The 22301-nt window shown below is 67.3% G+C and carries 11 protein-coding genes; 6 read left to right on the forward strand and 5 right to left on the reverse strand.

The window, feature by feature from the left end; all coding sequences use genetic code 11:
- Positions 1–196: 196 nt before the first annotated feature.
- From G6N13_RS09620 to G6N13_RS09635, 4 genes are read right to left on the reverse strand one after another with little or no spacing between them, the layout of a single operon-like run.
- A complete protein-coding gene (locus G6N13_RS09620) occupies positions 197–958 on the reverse strand; it encodes an ABC transporter permease (RefSeq protein ID WP_235677983.1) in 762 nt (253 codons plus the stop codon).
- 29 nt (positions 959–987) lie between these two features.
- Positions 988–1728 (reverse strand): ABC transporter permease, encoded by a 741-nt coding sequence (locus G6N13_RS09625; RefSeq protein WP_163696541.1) that lies wholly within the window; start codon positions 1726–1728, stop codon positions 988–990.
- A complete protein-coding gene (locus tag G6N13_RS09630) occupies positions 1725–2654 on the reverse strand; it encodes an efflux ABC transporter ATPase subunit, DrrA-related (RefSeq protein WP_163696544.1) in 930 nt (309 codons plus the stop codon). Before G6N13_RS09630 ends, G6N13_RS09625 begins: the two co-directional genes overlap by 4 nt.
- Positions 2654–3385 (reverse strand): glycosyltransferase, encoded by a 732-nt coding sequence (locus G6N13_RS09635; protein WP_163696546.1) that lies wholly within the window; start codon positions 3383–3385, stop codon positions 2654–2656. The genes G6N13_RS09630 and G6N13_RS09635 overlap by 1 nt, the downstream gene beginning before the upstream one ends.
- Positions 3386–3536: 151 nt before the next feature.
- Between G6N13_RS09635 and G6N13_RS09640 the strand changes: the two genes are divergently transcribed.
- Positions 3537–4886: a salicylate synthase gene (locus G6N13_RS09640; RefSeq protein WP_163696549.1), complete on the forward strand. Its 1350-nt coding sequence runs from the start codon at positions 3537–3539 to the stop codon at positions 4884–4886.
- A gap of 6 nt (positions 4887–4892) precedes the next feature.
- Here G6N13_RS09640 and G6N13_RS09645 read toward each other — a convergent pair whose 3' ends face one another.
- The gene (locus G6N13_RS09645) at positions 4893–6488 is read right to left on the reverse strand and encodes a (2,3-dihydroxybenzoyl)adenylate synthase (protein ID WP_163696551.1); all 1596 of its coding nucleotides are present in this window, start codon (positions 6486–6488) and stop codon (positions 4893–4895) included.
- A 119-nt stretch (positions 6489–6607) separates the two neighbouring features.
- Here G6N13_RS09645 and G6N13_RS09650 point away from each other — a divergent pair, with 119 nt between their 5' ends.
- The 5 genes from G6N13_RS09650 to G6N13_RS09670 are packed head-to-tail and all read left to right on the forward strand — an operon-like array spanning position 6608 to position 22295.
- A complete protein-coding gene (locus G6N13_RS09650; RefSeq protein WP_163696553.1) occupies positions 6608–10099 on the forward strand; it encodes a non-ribosomal peptide synthetase in 3492 nt (1163 codons plus the stop codon).
- Positions 10100–10137: 38 nt separating this feature from the next.
- Positions 10138–16569, forward strand: coding sequence for a non-ribosomal peptide synthetase (locus G6N13_RS09655; RefSeq protein WP_163696555.1), 6432 nt, complete (start codon positions 10138–10140; stop codon positions 16567–16569).
- On the forward strand, positions 16566–20828 hold the full coding sequence (locus tag G6N13_RS09660; RefSeq protein WP_163696557.1) for a non-ribosomal peptide synthetase: 4263 nt from the start codon (positions 16566–16568) through the stop codon (positions 20826–20828). The genes G6N13_RS09655 and G6N13_RS09660 overlap by 4 nt, the downstream gene beginning before the upstream one ends.
- Positions 20825–22117: an NADPH-dependent L-lysine N(6)-monooxygenase MbtG gene (mbtG, locus tag G6N13_RS09665; protein ID WP_163696558.1), complete on the forward strand. Its 1293-nt coding sequence runs from the start codon at positions 20825–20827 to the stop codon at positions 22115–22117. Before G6N13_RS09660 ends, mbtG begins: the two co-directional genes overlap by 4 nt.
- Positions 22098–22295, forward strand: coding sequence for an MbtH family protein (locus tag G6N13_RS09670; RefSeq protein WP_163696560.1), 198 nt, complete (start codon positions 22098–22100; stop codon positions 22293–22295). Before mbtG ends, G6N13_RS09670 begins: the two co-directional genes overlap by 20 nt.
- Positions 22296–22301 lie beyond the last annotated feature (6 nt).

Below are 22301 nucleotides of genomic sequence, written 5' to 3' on the forward strand. Positions count from 1 at the left end.
CCGAACGGTCGTCCGACGCTTGGTTGTGGCCATTATTGCGGGCTTGTCGTTTCCTGTGTGGGCTACGTCTGGGCGCTACCCCGGGTAGCGGCCGCATGACTGGCCAAGCGTCGTCCCGGTGGCCGTTTCGTCGCCAGCGGTGCAGGCTGTCGCGGCGTAGCTGAAATCGTGGTTAGGCGACACGTTGTGTCTTGGCTCAGCCTGCGCCACCGGATTGCGCTGCCGCGCGATACCCCCGCACCGATAACGGTCCGAAAACCGCAGCCAGCCCGATCAGCCATGCCAGCGCGATCAGTAGCGAGCGGCCTGCCGGTTCCCCTTCGACCAGCGCCCGCATGGTGTCGATGACGGGGGTGAGTGGTTGTGCGCGCGCGATGGGCTGAATCCACTCGGGAAAGTGCTCGAGCGGCGCCACCCCACCCGTGCAGAACGCCATACCGATTGCGCTGCCGCCCAACAGGGTGAGCAGCGGGGCGCTGTGGGTGCGCACGGCGACGGCGATCACGATGGTCGCGAAGACGCTCGTGACCAAGACTGGGATCAACAGGAACGCAATGACGGCGGGCCAGGGGCCGTCGAACTGCAACCCGAGCGCCAAGCCGACCAGCAGGATGAGAAAGGCGGCGACCAACGTCTGTGCCGCTTCGGCCAGCATGGTCCCGACCAGGAAGCTGCCCCGGTGCACCGGCATCATCCAGAACCGGCTCAGCAGTCCGCTGTCGCGTTCGGCGGGTATGTGGAACCCGGCATTGAGCGTCCCCATCATCGCGCCGGCCACGATGCACATCGGGACGAGCGTGCCGAGGTTGTCGGACCCGGTCACCACCAGCATCGACTTGCTGATCACCAGGTAGTAGGTCAGCAGCAGCAGTGTGGGGAGCAGCACCGACTGCAGCGGCACCATGGGGTGCAACCGCCAGTGCATGAACATGCGCTCGGTGAGGACCAGAGCTGGCACGATCCGGCGGTGTGTGACTGTGCCAGTGCTCATATCGGCCGCCGCTGCATACGGATCGCGATCAGCCCGAAGATGACGAGGAGGCCCACGCACCAGGCCGCGGTGATCGCGACGTGGCCGCCCGCGATGCGGCCGACGGCCAGCCCCCGGATGGTGTCTGTCACCTGGGAGACCGGCTGGTATCGCACAAAGGGCTGCACCCAGTCCGGAAACGCCTTGGCGGGAGCCAGTCCCGTCGACACCAGAATCAGAATCAACTGCGGCAGCAGCAGCAGTTGACTACCGCCGATCCTGCGTAGCGACGTGCCGGTGGCATCGGCGCCCAGCGACAGTGCCAGCGTCAGGCACAGCGGGATCGCCACAAATGCCGCGGTGTAGATGACGCCGCCGCTCAATCGGAAACCCAGAAGGTAGCCGGTGGCCAGTGCCGCCGCCAGCGAGAGTATCCCGCGCAGCAGGCAGTACAACATCCGCGCGATCATCGGGGCGAGCCGCGAAATGGGTTGTGTCCGTAGTCGGGCGGTGAGCCCCGAGGCCTGTTCCCGGCCGGCCCGATCGGCGGTTGTCACCGCGCCGAGGAGCATTGCCTGCACGATGACCGCCGGTGCGAGGTATTCGGCATAGCTCATCTCGCCGGTGTCGATGACGTACCGCAACGCACCGTTGAGGCCAAAGAGGGTGCCGACCGGGACCAAGATGCCCAGCGCCAGGTCGAAATCGCGGACGGCGGTGTGCACGATCCTCTCCGTCAGCGCGGTGATCGCGGTCATGGGACCAGTCCCGTCGTGCTCAAATGCACGAACACCTCGTCGAGAGTTGGCCTGCGTAGCGAGATGTCGACGAGACCGACGCCCAGTTGTTCGGTGCGGCGCACGACTTCGCTGAGCGTGCCGACCCCGTCGCGCGCGCGCACCGAGACGGTGTTGCCCTCGTCATCGGCGTCGACGTCGTCGATATCGGCCAGCGCGGCGACGACGCGTGGGATATCGGCGCGCCGTACCAGGGTGACCTGACAATAGGTGGAGCCGGTCTGATTCTTGAGTTCGTCGGCGGTGCCGTGTGCGATGACGCGTCCAGAATTGAGGATCACGATCGAATCGCTCAGTACGTCAGCCTCTTCGAGGTATTGGGTAGTGAGCAGAACCGTCACGCCATCGGCGGTGAGCGCGGACACCCGCTCCCAGACCTGGCGTCGGCTCAGGGGATCCAGCCCGGTGGTCGGTTCGTCCAGAAAGAGCACCTTGGGAGTCACGACCAGAGCCGCCGCGATGTCGAGGCGGCGCCGCATCCCGCCGGAATACGTCGAGACGGGCCGGTCGGCCGCGTGGTCGAGCTCGAATTCGCCGATCAGTTGGTCGGCTCGCTGGCGCGCTTCCTTGCGGCGCATGCCACGCAGCCTGCCGAACAGGGTCAGATTCTGTCGCCCGGTGATCACGTAGTCGAGGCTGGCGCTCTGGCCCGTCACGCCGATGCTGTCCCGAACTTGGCCTGCTTGCTCGACGACGTCGTAGCCGGCGACCGTGGCGCGACCGCCCGTGGGTGGTATCAGGGTCGAAAGGATTTGCACCGCGGTTGTTTTGCCCGCGCCGTTGTGGCCGAGCAGCGCCAGTACTGAACCGGTCGGCACCGTGAAGCTCACATCGTTCAGTGCCGACACCCCGCCGTAAGCCTTGGTGAGGCCGTCAAGTTCGATCATCAGCGGATCGCCTTCCATTCCCGACTGACCGATCGGTTGAGGAAGAACACCGAGACGGAGTTGCTGAACCACTGCCACAGCAGCTTGCGCCAGCCGATCGCTTTGGCACGCCTGCCGGAGTGGTAGACGGTCAGATCCCATGCGAAATACGTTCTGCCGAAGCGGGATAGCCGACGGAAAAGATCCATGTCCTCGGAGGCGACGAGATTCGGGTTGAACCCGCCGACCTTTTCGAATGCGGCGGCGGACACCATCTGGAACTTTCCGCTGGCCGCACCCACCCGCAAGATGTTGTTCTGCAGCAGGAACTGCAGACTCAGCATGGTGAACACGTATCGATCAGCCGCGCTGGCAGATTCAGGAAAGACCCGGTAGTGGCCGGTGAGCGCCACCAGCTCGCGGTCGGATCGGAAGTACGCATGCGCGGTGCGGAAGAAGTCGTCGACGTCCGGGATCAGGACGTCGGCGTCGACGAACACCAGATAGTCACCGCGCGCGGCCGCCGCCCCGCGGTTTCTCGCCTGGGCGATCGTCTGCTTCGCCGGCTCGCTGTAGCGGACCATTGTGTGGGCGTAACGCGAGCAGATCGCGACCGTGTCGTCGGTGCTGTTGTCGTCGGAGACAATGATCTCGTGCTCGCCGGTATAGGAGGCCAGGCACGCCAGGGTCTTCTCGACGGTCTGTTGTTCGTTGAGGGTCGGGACGACGAACGAGATCACCTCAGTCCTCACCGCCCTCATATCGACAAATCAGCGAAGCCTAACGGGTGCCCACGTGGATTTGGGGCCTACGTGCCTGGCGTCGGGTGCCTGCGACGTGCGGTTATCCGGTGCGTGGGCGGAGGTCTCAATCGTAGACACAGGTTAGGCTACCCTCAACCGCATGACCGACGTGACCGCGGCGCCGCGCTCGCCGATCGATGCTGCCGAGTGGACTGAGCTACCGCACGGGATGGTTCCGGCGGATGTCGTCGCACATGTGGCCGCCGCCGGTCCCGAGCGTGTCGGCGCTGACTATCTGGTCTACGAGCGGGACGGCTGCTGGACTCTGGCCATCGGCGCCCGCGCCTCGATCGAGCTCGACCGCGACGAATGCCGCATCGGCGCCGGCGGAGCCGTTGTCCGCCGCCACTGGAGTGGGCGCCCGGCAGCAGTGCTCGCCGAAGCCCTCGACACCGTACTGACCGACGGCGAGCCGGCGTTCGGATGGATTGCCTTCGAGCTGGGCGCGCACCGGCTGGGATTGTTCGACCGAATTCCGGCGGGCACACCGCTGGCCCGGATCTTCACACCTCTGAGCCGGGTTGTGGTGTCGGCCAACGGGATCGAGGTCATCAATGGGAGCGACGAGCTTCGCACGGCGGTCCGGGATCTCCGGCCCGGAGAACTGACTCGTGAGGTCCGCGGGATCGACGTGTCTGCCGATCCCAGCCGCTACCGCGACCGCGTCGCGACGGCGGTCACCGAGATCCGAGATGGCCTCTACCAGAAGGTGATTCTGTCTCGCACCGTCGACGTTCCATTCACCGTCGACTTCCCCGCGACCTACAGTATGGGCCGCAGACACAACACACCCGCGCGGTCGTTTCTGATGCGACTCGGCGGTATCAGGGCCCTGGGCTTCAGCCCCGAACTGGTCACCGCAGTCCACAGTGATGGTGTGGTGATCACCGAACCACTCGCCGGGACAAGGGCATTCGGCCGTGGAGCGTACGATGACCGGGCGGCACGCGACGAGCTGGAATCCGATGCCAAGGAGATCGTCGAGCACGCGCTGTCGGTGCGTACCGCGATGCTCGAGATCGCGGAGGTCGCGCAGCCCGGCAGCGTCGCGGTGACCGACTTCATGACGGTGCGGGAGCGCGGCAGCGTCCAGCACCTCGGGTCGACCGTCGGTGCCAGACTGGATCCGACCCACAACCGGATGGATGCCCTGGAGGCGCTGTTCCCCGCGGTGACCGCATCTGGAATCCCGAAAGCACCTGGTGTCGAGGCGATTCTGCGGCTCGACGAAATGCCGCGCGGTCTGTACTCGGGTGCGGTCGCGATGTTCACCCCGGACGGCGGCCTCGATGCCGCACTCGCGTTGCGCGCGGCCTACGAAGTGGATTCGCGGACCTGGCTGCGCGCCGGGGCCGGTATCATCGCCGCATCGTCGCCCGAGCGCGAATTCGAGGAGACGTGCGAGAAGATGGGTTGCCTGGCACCCCATCTGGTCCCACGCGCCGACTGACCTGGCTCAGGGTTGCAGCTGGGCGAGGATCGTGCGCTTGTCGACCTTGCCTACCGCCGTCGTCGGCAGCGCCGGCATCGGCATCACCATGTCCGGACGGCAGTGCACGGCGACACCACGGGCGTCGAGATGCTCATTGAGCTCTACCAGCGTTAGCGGTGTGCCGCGGAAAACGATAGCGGCGCAGATCTTCTCCCCGAGATATGGATCAGGCAGGCCGACCGCGGCGGCGGCTGACACCGCCGGGTGGGTCAGCAGATGGCTCTCGAGGTCGAGGGCGGACACCGTCTCACCGCCGCGCAGGATGACGTCCTTGATCCGGCCCGTCACTTCGAGGTAGCCGCCGGCGAGGCGGCGCACCGTGTCGCCGCTGCGGTAGAAGCCGTCCGGGGTGAACGAGCGCTGATTCTCCGCCGCGGCACGGTAGTAGCCGTTGATCGTGTAGGGCCCGCGTACCAACAGCTCGCCGGGCTCGCCCTCGGACACCGCGACACCCTCGTCGTCGACGATCCGCAACTCGTCGTGCTCGGCCAGCGGACGGCCCTGGGTGTTCTCGAGGAACTCGGCGGGATCGTCAATTCTCGTGTAGCACAACAGGCCTTCGGCCATCCCGAACACCTGCTGCAAACCGGGGGTGAGCACCGACCGCACGTGCCGCGCGTCGTCGGCGGCGAGCTTAGCTCCGCCGACCTGCAGAAGCCGCAGGCTGGTCGGGCGCTGTTCCTCCCATTCGCAGGCCTGCGCCCACAATCGCGCCAACGCGGGCACCAGCGCGGTGGCGGTGACGCCGTGGCGGGCGATCTCGGCGAAGGCGGCCTCCGGGCTCGGGTCTCGCCCGAACACGACGGTGGCGCCAACGCTGATCGCGCCGAGCAGGCCGGGGCACGCAAGTGGGAAGTTGTGTCCGGCGGGCAGCGCGACGAAATACACGTCGGCGGCGGTGAGGCCACAGAGCTTCGCGCTGGCGATGGCGTTGTAGAGGTAGTCGTCGTGAGTGCGGGGGATCAGCTTCGGTGCACCGGTCGTGCCGCCGGACACCAGCAGAACGGCCGGATCGCTGGTGTCGACGCGACGCTGCGGTGGTGGTCCGGCGCCCTGGCAGAGCTGCGCCCACGCGGTATGCGGTCCCGGGTCGCCGTCGACGATGACGTGGCGCAGCGCGTTGTCCCGGCCCAGCAGACGCTCGGCCATGCCCCGGTAGTCGAATCCGGCGTCGGAGCCGACGATGATGCCGACCGCACCACTGACCTCGAGGAAATGGGAGATCTCCGCGTCCCGGTGACCCGGCAGGCACATCACCGGCAGGGCGCCTGCGCGCAACAGCCCGAACAATGCGACGGCGAATTGGCAGCTGTTGGGGAGCTGGACCAATACGCTCTGCCCTTCCTCGACGCCCAATGCGCGCAGTCCAGCCGCGGCCCCATTCGCGCGGCGGTCCAGCTCGGCGTAGGTGAGGCTGGTCCGATCGTCGATGACAGCCGGATGATCGGCCCACTGCGCCGCGGCGGCGGAGAGGATGTCATCGAGTGGCCGGCCGGCCCAGTAGCCGGCTGCCCGGTAGGCCGCCGCGCGCTCCGCTGGAAAGGGCGTGAATCCGGTCATTGCGCTCCCTGAGGTAGGCGGTGTCCGCCGAACGAGCCCACGTAGACGTGTTGCGCCACCGAGCATAGGGTAGCCTTCCCAAAGTAAGTTGAGGCTGCTCAGGTGTTAGGGAGGCGACAGTGACCGGGGCTGAAGACGGCTCCCCACACCAGGGGGGGTCGGAGGCGGCCTTGATCACCAACCGGGTCGCGGAGCTGCTCGGCGTCGACCACACCGACATCGACCCGGACGGCGATCTGATCGCCCAGGGTCTGGACTCGATCCGGATGATGACGTTGGCCGGGCACTGGCGCCGCGCGGGATTCGACATCGATTTCGCCCGGCTCGCCGCCGCTCCGTCAGTCCGCGCCTGGTCCGATCTGTTGACGCCGGCCGACCGGCCCGATCCGGTACCGGCCCAGCCTCCCGTGACCGAGGGCGAACCATTCGGTATGGCCCCCATGCAGCACGCCATGTGGATCGGCAGGCACGCTGACCAACAACTGGGTGGGGTGGCCGGCCACCTCTACGTCGAGTTCGACGGCGCCGCGATAGATCCGCGTCGGATCCGCCGGGCGGCCACCCAACTGGCCGAGCGCCATCCGATGCTGCGAGTGGAGTTTCTGCCCGATGGCACGCAGCGGATCGGCGCGCCATCGGACCCGCTTCCAGTCGCGGTCACCGACCTTCGCGAGGCCGATGCGGCCACCGTCGACAACCAGTTGGCAACTATTCGCGCGGACAAGTCCTGCCAACAACTCGATGGTCGGGTGCTCGAGCTGGCCCTGACCCTGCTGCCTGGTGACCGCACCCGATTGCACGTCGACCTGGACATGCAAGGCGCCGACGCGATGAGCTACCGAGCGCTGATGGCCGATCTCGCCGCGCTGTACCGGGGTGACCGGCTTGCCGAGATCGGCTACACCTATCAGCAGTACCGCCAACAACTTTCGTCACCGGACAACTTCGACGCCGACCGGCAGTGGTGGGCCGAGAAGGTGCCCGAGCTGCCTGACGCGCCGGCCCTGCCGTTGGTCCCGGTGGCTCAGCAGATCGACCCGCGCCGGGCCGGGCGCCGCTGGCATTGGCTGGACCCGGCCACCCGCGACAACCTGTTCAACCGCGCCCGGAGGCACGGTGTGACACCGGCGATGACGCTGGCCGCCTCCTTCGCCGACACCGTGGCCGGCTGGTCCGCCGATCCGCGATTCCTGCTCAACGTTCCGCTGTTCGGGCGTGAGCCGTTGCATGCCGACATCGACAAGGTGGTCGGCGACTTCACCTCGTCCCTGCTCCTCGACATCGACCTCGCCGCCGCCGACACCGCGGCCCAGCGCGCGCGGGCGGTGCAGCAGAGCATGCACGAGGCGGCAGCGCACGCGTCGTATCCGGGATTGTCGGTACTGCGGGATCTGGGCCGTCATCGCGGAACGCAGGTACTGGCGCCGGTCGTGTTCACCAGCGCGCTCGGTCTCGGCGAGCTGTTCAGGCCCGAGGTGACAACGGAATTCGGCTCACCGGAGTGGATCATCTCGCAAGGCCCGCAGGTTCTGCTCGACGCCCAGGTGACCGAATTCGACGGCGGCATCCTGCTGAACTGGGATGTCCGGGAGGACGCGTTTTGCTCCGGCGTGATCGACGCGATGTTCGCCCGTCACATCGACGAGGTGCGCCGGCTGGCTCACGACGACGATGCGTGGGACCGTCCGAGGCCGCCACTGCTGCCTTCCGCACAGCGTGACGTCCGGGATGCGGCGGTCACGACTACCACCCCCAGCGGACGCATGTTGCACGACGGATTCTTCGCCACGGCCGCTCAACAACCTGATTCCCCAGCGGTTTTCAGTGACCTGGTTGATCTGACGTATGAGGAGCTGCGTCAGCACGCGCTGGCGGTCGCGGCCGCCCTGCGTGCGGCGGGTCTCCCCGACGGCGGGACCGTCGCCGTGCTCGGACCTAAGACCGCCGAACAGGTTCCCGCGCTGCTGGGGATCCACGCCGCGGGTGGGGTCTACCTACCGGTGGGCGTTGACCAGCCGCACGAGCGGGCGCGGCGGATGATCGCCGGCGGTGCCGTGGATCTCGCGCTGGTGTGCGGCACAGAGCTACCCGATATACCAGTGCCGGCGATGACGGTCGCTGAGGCGATCGCGCGCGGCACCGGAGCTGAATTGACCCCTGTCACTGGCGATCCCGACCGACTTGCCTACGTGCTGTGCACTTCCGGCTCGACCGGTGAGCCCAAGGGCGTCGAAGTCACCCACGATGCCGCGATGAACACCGTCGAGTTCATCACGGGGCATTTCGGGCTCGGGCCCGAGGATCGCTGCCTGGCGCTGTCCACGCTGGAATGCGATATCTCGGTTCTGGACATCTTCGCAACTCTGGGCACCGGCGGCGCGATCGTCGTCGTCGACGAGCAGCATCGGCGCGACCCCGACCATTGGGTGCGGCTCATCGACACCTATCGGGTCACGGTGTTGCACTTTCTGCCCGGCTGGCTGTCGATGCTCCTCGAGGTGGCCGGCCCGCTGCCGGCGGTGCGGGTGGTTCCGACCGGTGGTGATTGGGTCACCCCCGCGATGGCCCGGCAGTTGCGGGAACGCGCCCCGAAGGTGCGATTCGCCGGTCTCGGCGGCGCCACCGAGACCGCGATCCACCACACAATCTGCGAAGTGGCCGACGTGCCTACCGGTTGGACTGCCATACCTTTCGGAAAACCGTTGCCCAACAACCGATGCCGTGTGGTCGCGGCCAGCGGGGCAGACTGTCCGGACTGGATGGTCGGCGAACTGTGGATCGGCGGGCGCGGGGTGGCCCGCGGCTACCGAGGCAGGCCCGACTTGACCGCCCAGCGATTCGTCGAGCACGACGGCATCCGCTGGTATCGAACCGGTGATCTGGCTCGCGTCTGGCCGGACGGGACATACGAATTCGTCGGCCGCGCCGATAACCGGGTCAAGCTCAGCGGCTACCGCGTCGAGCTGGGCGAGGTGGAGGCGGCGCTGCTGGGGGTGCCCGGTGTGGACGGCGCCGTGGCGGTGACCATCCCGGGCCGCACGGGTTCTCAGGACCGGCTTGCGGCGGCCGTGGCGTTGACGCCGAGCTCACGGACGATCGAGGATATCCGGCATCAGCTTGGCAAAGAACTTCCGCCCCACATGGTTCCGCAGCACATCGAGGTGTTCGACCGGATCCCGTACACCCTGGGCGGCAAGATAGACCGGCGCGCCGTCGTGCGAAGGCTGGCCGAACACGCCGAATCGGCGGTCGGGCACCGGCCCGGGTCGGGTGCGCTGCAGTCGGCGCTGGTCTCGATCATCTCGGGCGTTCTGGGCACCAGCCGACTGGGAGTCGACGATGACTTCTTCAGCCTGGGTGGGGATTCCGTCCTGGCCACCACAGCGGTGGCGCGGATCCGGCAATGGCTGGACGTCTCGGGCGTCAGCGTCGCCGACATCTTTGCCACCCGCACCATCGAGGGCCTGGCCAACCGTCTTCGTGAACTCGAACCCATCGAGCGGCTCGACGAAATCGCGGCACTGTGCCTCGAAGTGACCGGCATGGACACCGCTGAGGTGGCTATGGCGCTCACCACAGCCGGTGACTCGGCGCAGCAGCTGCCGGGCTGACGCGGCCGCGCTCGACGATCACCCCCGGAGGAGATCCCATGACTGACACGCGTGACGCCGACCAGCAGCGCCTGGAGCTGTTGCGCCACAAGCTCGCCCAGCGCGGCTTGCTGGCGGAGCCCGCTGCGGCAGCCGATCCCACGGCGATGACGGACGGCCAGCGCCGAATGTGGTTCGTGCAGTCCATCGACACCACCGGCGCGCTGCTGAACGTCGGGGTGTCCTATCGGCTGTCCGGCGAACTCGGGGCCGAGCGCCTGCACGCGGCGATCGACGCTGTTGCCGCCCGGCATCCGATACTGCGCACCACCTACCACACCGGTACCGACGGCGAACCGAGCGCAACCGTACGGGAGGAGCTGAAACCGGCTTGGGCGCAGCATGATCTGCGTGACCTCAGCCCGCAGGCTCGCGGGTTGCGACTGGAGGTCCTTGCTCAGCGGACGTTCACCATGCCGTTCGATCTGAGCGCCGAGGCGCCGCTGCGGATCACCCTGGCTCAGGTGGGCGTCGATGAGCATGTGCTGCTGCTGGCGGCGCACCACATCGCGTGGGACGACGCTTCGTGGCGGGTGTTCTTCGCCGATCTGACGCGCGCGTACCAGGGCGATGTCCTCGCCGCGGTGGGCCAGACTCCGGCGCCGCCGTCGGGCGCCGAAGACGCCGATGTGGAGTACTGGCGCCGACTGCTCGTCGACCCACCCGAGCCGCTGGAATTGCCCGGGCCCACGGGATCGGCGGTCCCGTCGCAGTGGCTGGCCGACAGGTGCACGACCCGACTGGGCGCCGACACCGTCGAGGCGGTGGCGAAACTGGCGCACGAGACCGCAGCGACGCCGTACATGGTGCTACTGGCCGCGTTCTCGGCACTGGTGCACCGACATACGCATGCCGACGACTTCCTGGTCGCCGCGCCGGTTCTCAACCGCGCGTCCGATGACGTCATCGGGTACTACGGCAATACCGTGGCGCTACGCATGCGGCCCGACCGCTGGGGCACTTTTCACGAACTGGTGACCGCCGCCCGGGACACCGCGGTGGGGGCGTTCGCCCACCAGCGGGTCAACCTCGACCGGGTGGTGCGGGAACTCAACCCGGACCGCCGCTACGGCGTCGAGCGGATGGCGCGGGTGGGCTTCGGCGTGCGCGAGCCCGAGGGCGACGGTTTCAACCCGGCCGGCGTGCACTGCCAGCGGGCCGAGTTTCGTGGCCGGTTCGCTCAGCTGCCCCTGGGCTTTATGGTCGAGTTCACCGGCGGTGAGGTCGAGGTGGAGGTCGAGTACCTCACCGAGGTGATCGACTCACGCCTGGCCCGGCAACTCCTCGACAGCTTCACTGTGCTTCTGCGCGATGCGCTGGCCCAGCCCAATCGGGTGCTGGCCGACCTGACTCTGCTGGACGAGGCCGATGCCGCCTGGCTCGAGCAGGTGTCCCACGGTGAGATCTTCGATTGCCCGGCAATGGCGCTCGGTGACCTCGTCGCCGATCGTGCGGCGTCGCAGCCGGACGAGATCGCCGTGGTCTACGAGGGCCGACGCTACAGCTACCGGGAGATCAACGAAGCGGGGAACCAGCATGCGCGCTGGCTGATCGGGCAGGGAATCGGCGCCGAGGACCGGGTCGCGGTGCTATTGGAGAAGTCGCCGGAGCTGGTGGTCACCGCACTGGGCATCGCCAAGGCGGGCGCCGTCTATCTACCCGTCGACCCCGAGTATCCGGCCGACCGCATCGCCTACATCCTCTCCGACGCCGACCCTAAAATGGTTGTGCGCGAACCGATCATGGGCACTGAGGATCTGCCCGCCGGTGATCTGGACCAATCGGAGCTCGTGCGGCCTTTCGGCCCGGACAACACCGCCTACCTGATCTATACGTCGGGCTCGACCGGCCTGCCCAAGGGTGTTCCGGTTCCGCACCGGCCGGTTACCGACTACTTCCGGTGGTTCGCGCAGGAGTACCAGATCAGCGCCGATGACCGGCTGCTGCAGGTGGCCTCACCGAGTTTCGACGTGTCGATCGGCGAGATCTTCGGGGTATTGGCGCAGGGCGCGCGCCTGGTGATTCCGCGCAGCGACGGCTTGCGTGATATCGGCTACCTCACGGATCTTCTTCAGCGCGAGTCGATTACGTCAATGCACTTCGTGCCGTCGCTTCTCGGCTTGTTCCTGTCCCTGCCGGGAGTGGAACAGTGGCGTACGCTTCGCCGGGTGCCGATCGGTGGTGAAGCCCTGCCCGGCGAACTGGCCGACAAGTTCCACGCGACATTCGACGCGCTGCTGCACAATTTCTACGGCCCCACCGAAACGATCATCAACGCGTCGCGTTTTACGGTCGAGGGTAGGCAGGGTGCCGGTGTGGTGCCGATCGGCAAGCCGAAGATCAATACCACAATCTACCTTCTCGATGACGCCTTGCGGGCTGTTCCCGTGGATGTGATCGGCGAAATCTACATCGGTGGAACACAACTGGCGCACGGCTACCATGAACGGCCGGTGCTGACGGCCGAACGGTTCGTCGCCGATCCCTTCAGCACCGGCGGCCGGCTCTACCGCACCGGCGACTTGGCCCGGCGCAACCACAACGGTGATCTCGAGTTCGTCGGCCGCGCCGACGAACAGGTGAAGATCCGCGGTTTCCGCATCGAGCTCGGCGAAGTGGCCGCCGCCATCACCGTCGATCCCAGCGTCGGCAACGCCGTCGTGATCGCCGCCGAGCTACCGCACCTGGGCAAGAGCCTGATCGCCTACGTGACACCGCCCGCCGGCGACATCGTCGACGTTGATCGGATCAAGACCCGCGTCGCCGCCGCCCTGCCCGACTACATGATCCCGGCCGCATACGTCGTCATCGACGAAATTCCGGTCACCGCCAACGGGAAACTGGACCGGGCAGCCCTGCCAGATCCCGAGATCGGACCGCAGACCGAGTACCGCGCACCGGTGACCGACACCGAACATGAGGTCGCGGCGTTGTTCGCCGAGCTGCTCGGCGCCGATGAGGTCGGTTGCGACGACTCGTTCTTCAGCCTCGGCGGACATTCGCTGTTGGCCACCAAGCTGGTCGCGGCGGTCCGCGAGGCCTGCGGGGTCGAGGTCAGTGTGCGCGACGTGTTCGAACGTGGCACCCCCGCTGAACTCGCCGCCGTGATCGACGATCTGCGGGACGGACAGCCGGGTTCGGCCCGCCCGCAGCTCGTCGCCCGCACCACCGACGTCGAGCATTCCCCGTTGTCAGCCGCACAGCTACGAAGCTGGTTCCAGTACCGCGTCGACGGCCCCAGCCCGGTGAACAATATCCCGTTCGCCGCCAGACTCACCGGGCCGTGCGATGTCGATGCGCTCGTCACCGCGGTCGGCGACGCCGTCGCCCGCCACGAGATCCTGCGTACCCTCTACCGCGAGATCGACGGCGTCCCGCATCAATTCGTTGAGAACGTCGACACCATCGACGTGCGGCACCTCAAGGGCCTGAACGAGGACTGGCTGACCACACAACTGGATGCCGAGCGGGCACACCGGTTCGAACTCGAGTCCGAGCTGCCCATCCGGATCGCGGTGTTGACCATCCCCGGCGCATCAGTGCTGTCGATAGTGGTCCACCATATCGCGGCCGACCATTGGTCGGCCGGTGTGCTGTTCACCGACGTACTCACGGCGTACGGCGCGCGACGCGAGGGCGCCGCACCGTGCTGGGCACCGTTGCCCATCCAGTACCGCGACTACGCCGCGTGGCAGGTCGAGCTGTTGTCGGACACCGAACTGATGGACGCACAACGGCAATACTGGGTGCGCCAGCTCGACGGGCTGATCGAGGACACCGGGCTGCGACCGGACCTGCCCCGGCCGCCGATCGCCGGCGGTGCCGGTGCGGCCATCCCGCTGCGATTCGACGCGCGTGTGCGGGACCGGTTGACCGCACTGAGCCGTGAATTGGGCATCACCGAGTTCATGCTCCTGCAGACCGCTGTCGCCATCGTCCTGCAGAAGGCCGGCGGTGGCGACGACATCCCCCTCGGCACCCCGGTGGCCGGTCGCACTGACACCGAATTAGACCGGCTGGTCGGCTTTTTCGTCAATATCTTGGTGCTGCGCAACGATCTGTCGGGCAATCCGACCCTTCGCGAAGCACTGCTGCGTGCCCGGGAGATGGCGCTTGCCGCCTACGCCAACCAGGATCTCCCGTTCGACCGGGTGGTCGACGCCGTCAACCCGGTACGGTCGTTATCGCGCAACCCGCTGTTCCAAGTCGTCGTGCATGTCCGTGAAGAGCTGCCGGAGAATCAGCTGATCGCGGCTGGACCTGATGGCGAGACCAGGTTCACCGCGCTGGAGCCGACATTCGATGTGGCGCACGCCGATCTGAGCGTGAACTTCTTTGTCGGCGAGGACGGCTACCGGGGTCATGTCATCTACCGCACCGAGCTGTATCACCCGTCGACGATGCAACGCTTCGCCGGCTGGCTGAACCGCGTCATCGACGCATTCGCCACCGACCCGGACGCGACGCTGCGTGACGTCAACCTGCTCGGGGATGCCGAACAGGACCAGGTGCTGGCCCAGAGCCGCGGGCGCGTGTCACCAGCGGACCGGCCCCGCACGGTACCGGAACTGCTGGAGGGCAGCCGAACCCTGGGTGCCGACCGGATCGCGCTGCGCTGCGGCGAGGAGTCTCTGGATTACCCGGCGCTGCACCACCGCTCGGATCGCTTCGCGCATCTCCTCACGCGGCACGGTGTGGGCCCGGGATCACTGGTCGGGCTGTCGATGCGCCGCGGTATCGACCTGGTGGTCGCACTGGTGGGCATCATGAAGGCGGGCGCCGGATTCTTCCCGCTGGACCCGACCTACCCGCCGGCACGTAAGCAGTTCATGCTCGATGACGTCGCGCCGGAGGTCGTGGTCGTCACCGCCGAGGCCGGCGCGGCGATGCCCGATGCCGACGGTGTCACGCTGATCTCGATGGACGATCCGGCGGTTCGCGCCGAATGGGACACCACCGATGCGGTTGCCGCGCTGGCCCCGCCTCGCCCGGACGACCCGATGTACCTGATGTTCACGTCGGGGTCGACCGGCAAGCCGAAAGGTGTTGTGGGCACCCACCGGGCGATGAGCACCCGCCTGACCTGGCAACTGAAGCACTATCCGGTACCGGGCGAAGACATCCGGCTGGCGCAGGCGCCGATGACGTTCCTGGAAGGGTGCATCGAAACGCTAGCAGGTCTGGTGGCCGGGTCGACGCTGATCGTCGCCGACGACGCCGAACACCGGGACGCCGAGGCGTTGGCCGGCCTGATCGAGCGGCATTCAGTGGCGCAGGTCACCGGCGTCGCCAGCCTGGTCTCAGCGCTCGTGGACAGCGCACCGGACGCTATCCGCACACTGCGAAGGCTGGTCACTTGTGGCGAGCCGGTCACTGTTTCGCTACTGCAGCGGCTGATGGCGTGTGTCGGCGAGAGCACGTCGATCGAACCGTTGAACGCGATCGGTGCCACCGAAACCTCGGGCGCACTGATCCGCGGCCCACTGGACTTGCCCATCCCGAAGATCGGCACGCCGATGGAGGGCTCGCAGGTCTACCTGCTGGACGACGGGCTCCAGCCCGTGCCGGTCGGTGTCGTCGGTGAGCTGTACTACGCGGGGGAGCAGATCGCGCGGGGCTACTGGAAGCAGCCTGGGCTGACGGCAACCCGGTTCCTCCCGAATCCCTATGCCGCTGAGCCGGGGTCACGCTTCTATCGCAGTGGTGACCGTGGTCGCTGGACCGAGGACGGCCGGCTTGAATTCGTCGGGCGCACCGACCACCAGGTGAAGGTGCGTGGATTCCGGGTCGAATTGGCCGAAGTCGAAGCCGCGCTGCGAGCCGCCGACGGAGTCGCCGTCGCGGCCGCCCGCACCTGGGACGGTCCAGGCGGGGCCAGCCTGGCCGGGTACGTCGTTCCCCACGAGCCCGTCGCCGATCCGGCAGCCTTCGTCGCCGCGGTGCGCGCATCGGTGGCTGCGGCGCTACCGGGCTATATGACACCGTCGACGATCTCGGTGCTCGACGTGATGCCGTCAACCGAGTCCGGGAAGCTGAACCGGCCGGGACTACCCCGGCCCGAGGTGCACACCACCGGGACGAGCGAGCCGGCCAGAACCGACACCGAACGCGCGGTCGCCGCCGCCATGGGCCAATTGCTCGATGTGGACGGAATCGGCCGGGACGACGACTTTTTCACGCTCGGTGGCGACAGCATCCTGTCGGTGCAGTTGGCCGCGCGGATGCGGACAGCCGGTCTGACGGTCGACCCGCGGATGATTTTCGAATACCCAAGCGTGGCAACACTGGCCGGGGCGATCGACGATCGGCCGCAGCGTGGCCAGGGTGACGATCGTGCGGATATGCGGCGTGAAGCGATGAGCGTGTCGGGGCTGTCGGCCGGCGATCTGGACGCGCTGAAATCGTCCTGGTCGAAGGCTCGTCCCTCGTGACGACCGCTGACATCGAGGATGTCCTGGCGTTATCGCCGTTGCAGCTCGGACTGTACTCGCACGCCACGTTGATCGGGCCCAGTGCAGAAGACCCGTACGTGATCGCGATGACCGCGGATGTGTCCGGGCCGCTGGACGTCGATCTGCTGCGGGACTGTGCCTCAGCAATGCTGCTGCGCCATCCCAATCTTCGCGCCAGCTTCTGGCATCAGGACCTACCGCATCCGGTGCAGATCGTGCCGGCGGCAGTGGAACTGCCCTGGCAGCAGGTGCGCGCCGATGACGATCAGGCAGTTGCCATCGAACAACGCGAGCGCAGCCGACGGTTCAGCTTGCACGACGGCCCGCTGATCCGGTTCCTGCTCATCGAGTTGCCCGAGCGGCGCTGGCGGTTGGTGGTCACCGCTCACCACATCGTGATCGACGGCTGGTCGCTACCGGTGTTCATCGGCGAGATGCTCACGCTGTACCGCGGCGGCGGTAGCCCCGGCACGCTGGCGCCGCCACGGCTCTATCGCGATTACATCGGCTGGCTCGCCGATCGTGATCCGCGAGTCGGCGAACAGGTTTGGCGCCGGCATCTGAGCGGCATGCCGGGACCGACGCTGCTATCACCGGCACTCGGCGGTGACGGTAGCGGGTTACCCAACCGCACCGAGCTGACCCTGCCTGCCGCCGACGCCGAAGTGCTCGCCGCGGCAGCCCGTGCCCGTGGGGTGACCCTCAACACGCTGCTGCAGATGGCCTGGGCGCTGATCCTGTCCCGGCTGACCGATCGCGACGACATCGTGTTCGGTGTCACCGTGTCCGGTCGTCCCCCCGAATTGGCCGGGGTGGAGACCATGGTCGGACTGTTCATCAACACGATTCCACTCCGGGTTCGGCTCAATCCGAATGTCACTGTCGCCCAGCACTGTTCGGCGCTTCAGCGAGAAGCCGCCGAACTGCGCGACCACAGCTATCTCACGCACTCCCAGCTGCGCAACTTCGCCGGGGTGGGCGAGATGTTCGACACCCTGCTGGTTTACGAGAGCTTCCCGCCGGGGGACGTAGTGGGCGGTGCCGAATTCATGGCCGGGGAGGTCGGCTTCCGGCCTGCGGCCATGGAGAGCCTGACTCACTTCCCGGTGACCATCGCCGCCTACCGCAGTGACGCCGAACTGACGCTGCTGGTGGAGGTCACCGACAACGCTCTGGGCGTGTCGACAGCCGTCACCCTCGGCAAGCGGGTCTTGCAGACCATGAGCCGGCTGATCGAGATGTGGGATAAGCCGCTGGGTGCCGTCGCGATCCTGCTCGACGATGAAGCTCGCCCCACCGCGGCGACTCTGCCGGGTGCTGCGTTCACGCTGGGCGTGGCGGATCGGTTCGCCGAAACAGCAGTGGTGCTGGGGGATTCGATCGCACTGCGGTGGGAGGGCGGCCAGCTGAGCTACCGGGAGCTGCACGAGCGATCGGATCGCTTGGCCGGGTTGCTCGCGGAGTCCGGTGTGCGCGGTGAGACCGCGGTGGCGATCCAGCTTCCCCGCAACGCCGACTATGTCGTCGCGATGCTCGGTGTGCTCAAGGCCGGTGGGATGTACGTGCCACTGGAACAGAACATGCCGGCCGGGCGGGTGGATTCGATTCTCGCCCAGACCGGTGCCGTCCTCGTCATCGACGAGGCCACCATGGCCGAAGCAGCCACCGCACCGAGGTTCTCCACACCGTCCGCGCCCGGCCAAGCCGCGTACGCGGTGTTCACCTCGGGCACCACCGGAGAGCCCAAGGGTGTTATCGGGACCCATCAGGCCCTGCTCGCCTACATCGACGATCACGTCGAACGGATGCTGCGCCCGGCCGCCGAGCGTCTCGGACGGCCGCTGCGCATCGGCCACGCCTGGTCGTTCGCGTTCGACGCGGCCTGGCAGCCGCTGGCCGGGCTGCTCTTCGGCCACTCCGTGCATCTCATCGCCGAAACCGACCGCCGCGATGCCGAGGCACTGGTCGAGATCATCGACCGACACGGTATCGACATGCTCGATGTCACCCCTTCGCTGTTCACCAATCTGCGCCGGGCCGGATTACTCTATCGCGGAACACTTTCCGTGCTCGCTCTCGGCGGTGAGGCAGTGGGCTCGGTCGACTGGGCCGATATTCGCAAGGCTTGCACTCACGCGCTGCTGGCGGCTCACAACTGTTATGGCCCCACCGAGACGACCGTCGAGGCCGTCGTCGCCGCCATCGCCGACCACGACGCACCGGTGATCGGCTATCCGACCCGGTCAACCGGCGCCCTCGTGCTCGACTCGTGGCTGCAGCCCGTACCAGACGGTGTGGTGGGCGAGCTGTATCTGGCCGGTGAACAGGTGACCCGCGGATACCTCGGCCGCCCCGGCGAGACCGCGACCCGGTTCGTCGCCGCGCCCGGCGGTGACCGGATGTACCGCACCGGTGACCTGGTGCGCCGGGATCGTGATGGCGCATTGTCGTTCATCGGCCGCGCCGACGCCCAAATTCAGGTCCGCGGCCACCGCGTCGAGCCGGGCGAGATCGAAGCGGTGCTCGAGGAGGTGGCCGGCGTGCGGCACGCTCACGTCGCCGTACACCGAAATCTGGCGGGCCCCCGGCTGATCGCCTATATCGCCGGAGAGGTAGAGGTCGCCGATCTGCGGTCGCTGCTGCGAGACCGCCTGCCGCGCTACATGATGCCGAACCGGTTGGTCGTCGTCGACACGATTCCTCTGACCGCCAACGGCAAGGTCGATGACACCGCCCTGGCCGCGGCAACCACCTCGGACGAGGCTCCGGAACGCCCCAGCACCCCGACGGAAATCGCGCTGGTTGGGGCGGTCGCCGAGCTGCTGGGTCTGACCGACGTGGACATCGACGCCGACCTGCTGGAACTCGGGCTGGACAGTATCGTCGCCCTGTCGTTGGTCCAGGCCGCGCGCCGGCTCGGGCTGCCCCTGCGAGCCAGGCTGGTGCTGGAATGCGGAACGCTGCGCGAGCTGGCGGCGGCCGTCGACCGTGACACCGCCGAGGAACTGGCCGCCGGACCCGAACCTGAAGGTCCGATCCCGGCCCTGCCCGCCGTGCATTGGCTCTACGAACACGGCGATCCGCGGCGGTTGGCGCAGATTGAGGCGATCATCCTGCCGCCCGATGCGACCGCTGACCGGTTGCGGCAGCTGCTAGACGCTATCGCCGACAGACACGAAATGTTCCGCAGCCGACTCGATCTGACGACCATGACGTTCGTCCCCGCCGAGCGTCAGAGTATTCCGCTTACCGAGGTGGAGGTCTCCGGCCAACTCGGCGACGCGATCACCGAGCATGCTGCCGCCGCGATCGACCGACTGGATCCCGGGCGCGGGCAGTTGATCGAGGCGCTGTGGCTGCACCGGCCCGGTGACGCGGGAGTTCTGGTCCTGGCCGTGCACGTTGTGGCGATGGACCCCGCATCGTGGCGCATCGTGTTGGGGGAGCTGACCGCCAACTGGTCGGCGCCCGGTGCCGAGTTGTTCGGAGGCGAGCGAGTCAGCTACCGCCGGTGGGCGCATGCGCTCGCCGAGCGGGCGGCCGGGCTTGACACCGTCGACTTCTGGCTGGCGCAACTCGACGGGGCGGACCCCGCGTTGGGGGCCAGGCGCGTCCATCCACAGCAGGATCGCTTCGGCGACTTGGCGATAACGCTGACAGTCACCGAGGCCGATGTCACGGGTGCCTTGTTGCGGGCGCAGGTGCCGATCCAGGACGTGCTGGCGGGCGCAGCCGCCCAGCTGATCGCGCGCTGGCGCGAACTGCGTGGCCAGACCGGTCCAATTCCGCTGGTTGCACTCGAAACACACGGACGTGACGGTGCCGACGATACCGTCGGCCTGCTCAGCGCCATCTATCCGCTGCGGATCCGCCCCGGCGAGCCAATTCCCAAAATCAGTGGATCAACAACGGATTACGCCATGTTGCGCTATCTGCGGTCCGATACCGCCGAACGTCTCAGCGGGCTGCGCGGTCCCCAGCTGCTCCTGAACTATCTCGGCCGCCTGGATCTGGATGCCGGCTCGATGCTGGACCGCGGTTTACTCGCCCACGTGCCGATCATGACCGAACCGAACGTCGCGGTGCGCCACGAGCTGACCCTGGTCGCCGCCGTCGCCGGCGGGAAACTGGTCACCCAATGGCGTACAGTGCCGGATATTTTCACCGACGCGGATGTGACTGCGCTGCAATCTATCTGGCAGGACATCCTCCAGGAATTAGCGGAGCGGGCCAGATGACCGATCGGCTGGCAATCGTGGGGGCCGGTGCCAAAGCGGTCGCGGTGGCGGCCAAGGCCGCGATGCTGCGGGATATGGGCGTCGCCACCCCCGAGATCGTCGCTGTCGAGCGCACCGCGATCGCCGCGAACTGGCGGGCCGGCGGTGGCTGGACCGACGGTCAGCACCGACTGGGTACCAGTCCGGAGAAGGATGTCGGCTTCCCATACCGATCGACGATCCTGCCGGGCCGCAACGCCGAACTCGACCAGCGGATGATGGGGCTGAGCTGGCAGTCGTACCTGGTGGCCACCGGGCGGTTTGCCGAGTGGGTCGACCGCGGGAAGCCGGCACCGACCCATGACACCTGGGCCGGTTACCTCCGCTGGGTGGGGGCCGCTGCCAAGTTGAATATCGTTGAGGGCGAGGTCATCCGGTTGTCGCTGGACGGCCAGTCGTGGGTGCTGCACACCGGCGAGGACACGGTCACCGCGGACGCGGTGATGATCACTGGTCCCGGCCAGCCCGACCGATCGGTGCTGCCCGGTCACCGACAGGTGCTGTCCATTGCTCAGTTCTGGCAGCTGGCCGCCGAACACGAACGGATCGACGCTGAACGGGTCGCGGTGATCGGTGGCGGTGAGACCGCCGCGTCGATGCTCAATGAGCTCTTCAAACACCGGGTTTCGACGATCACGGTGATCTCCCCGCAAGCGACGTTGTTCACCCGGGGCGAGAGCTTCTTCGAGAACCGGATGTTCAGTGATCCGACGGATTGGACCGGACTGACCCTGGCCGAACGCCGGGATGTGATGGCCCGCACCGACCGTGGCGTGTTCTCCGCGCGCGTGCAGGATTCGCTACTGGCCGATGACCGCATCCGGCACCTGCGCGGGCGAGTCGCGCACGGTGTCGCCGCCGACGGCCGGATCCGGATCACGCTGCACACCGACCGCCAGGGCGAGCGTCTGGAGACGGTGCACGGATTTGACCTCGTGATCGACGGTTCGGGTGCGGATTCGCTATGGTTCCTGCCGCTGCTGGGCCAGGACGTGCGTGATCTCCTCGAGATCAGGCTGAACGGACCGCTGACCAGCGACCGGCTCCAGCAGGCAATCGGCGCCGACCTGGCGTTGACCGCGGTCCGCCCGAAGCTTCTCCTGCCCAACCTGTCTGGACTCATCCAGGGCCCGGGCTTTCCCAACCTCAGCTGCCTGGGCCTGCTGTCGGACCGTGTTCTCGGCGGGGGAGCTGACGGCCGTGCCTCGTATTCGACCACTAGGAGAAACAATGAACACCAATCCCTTTGACGCCGAGGACGGCCGCTTCTATGTCCTCGTCAACGACGAGGACCAGTACAGCCTGTGGCCGGCGTTCGCCGAGGTCCCGGCGGGCTGGCGGCTGGTGTTCGGCGACGCGAGCCGGAGCGACTGCGTGCAGTTCGTCGAACGCAACTGGTCTGACATGCGCCCGCGGAGCTTGCGCTGAAGGCCT

The organism is Mycolicibacterium sarraceniae, assembly GCF_010731875.1.
Classification (GTDB): Bacteria; Actinomycetota; Actinomycetes; order Mycobacteriales; family Mycobacteriaceae; genus Mycobacterium; species Mycobacterium sarraceniae.

Excerpts from the sequence above, each read along its gene's own strand:
- G6N13_RS09645 (WP_163696551.1), bottom strand. The coding sequence starts at position 6,488 with ATGACCGGATTCACGCCCTTTCCAGCGGAGCGCGCGGCGGCCTACCGG.
- G6N13_RS09630 (WP_163696544.1), bottom strand. The coding sequence starts at position 2,654 with ATGATCGAACTTGACGGCCTCACCAAGGCTTACGGCGGGGTGTCGGCA.
- mbtG (WP_163696558.1), top strand. The coding sequence starts at position 20,825 with ATGACCGATCGGCTGGCAATCGTGGGGGCCGGTGCCAAAGCGGTCGCG.
- G6N13_RS09670 (WP_163696560.1), top strand. The coding sequence starts at position 22,098 with ATGAACACCAATCCCTTTGACGCCGAGGACGGCCGCTTCTATGTCCTC.
- G6N13_RS09625 (WP_163696541.1), bottom strand. The coding sequence starts at position 1,728 with ATGACCGCGATCACCGCGCTGACGGAGAGGATCGTGCACACCGCCGTC.
- G6N13_RS09655 (WP_163696555.1), top strand. The coding sequence starts at position 10,138 with ATGACTGACACGCGTGACGCCGACCAGCAGCGCCTGGAGCTGTTGCGC.
- G6N13_RS09640 (WP_163696549.1), top strand. The coding sequence starts at position 3,537 with ATGACCGACGTGACCGCGGCGCCGCGCTCGCCGATCGATGCTGCCGAG.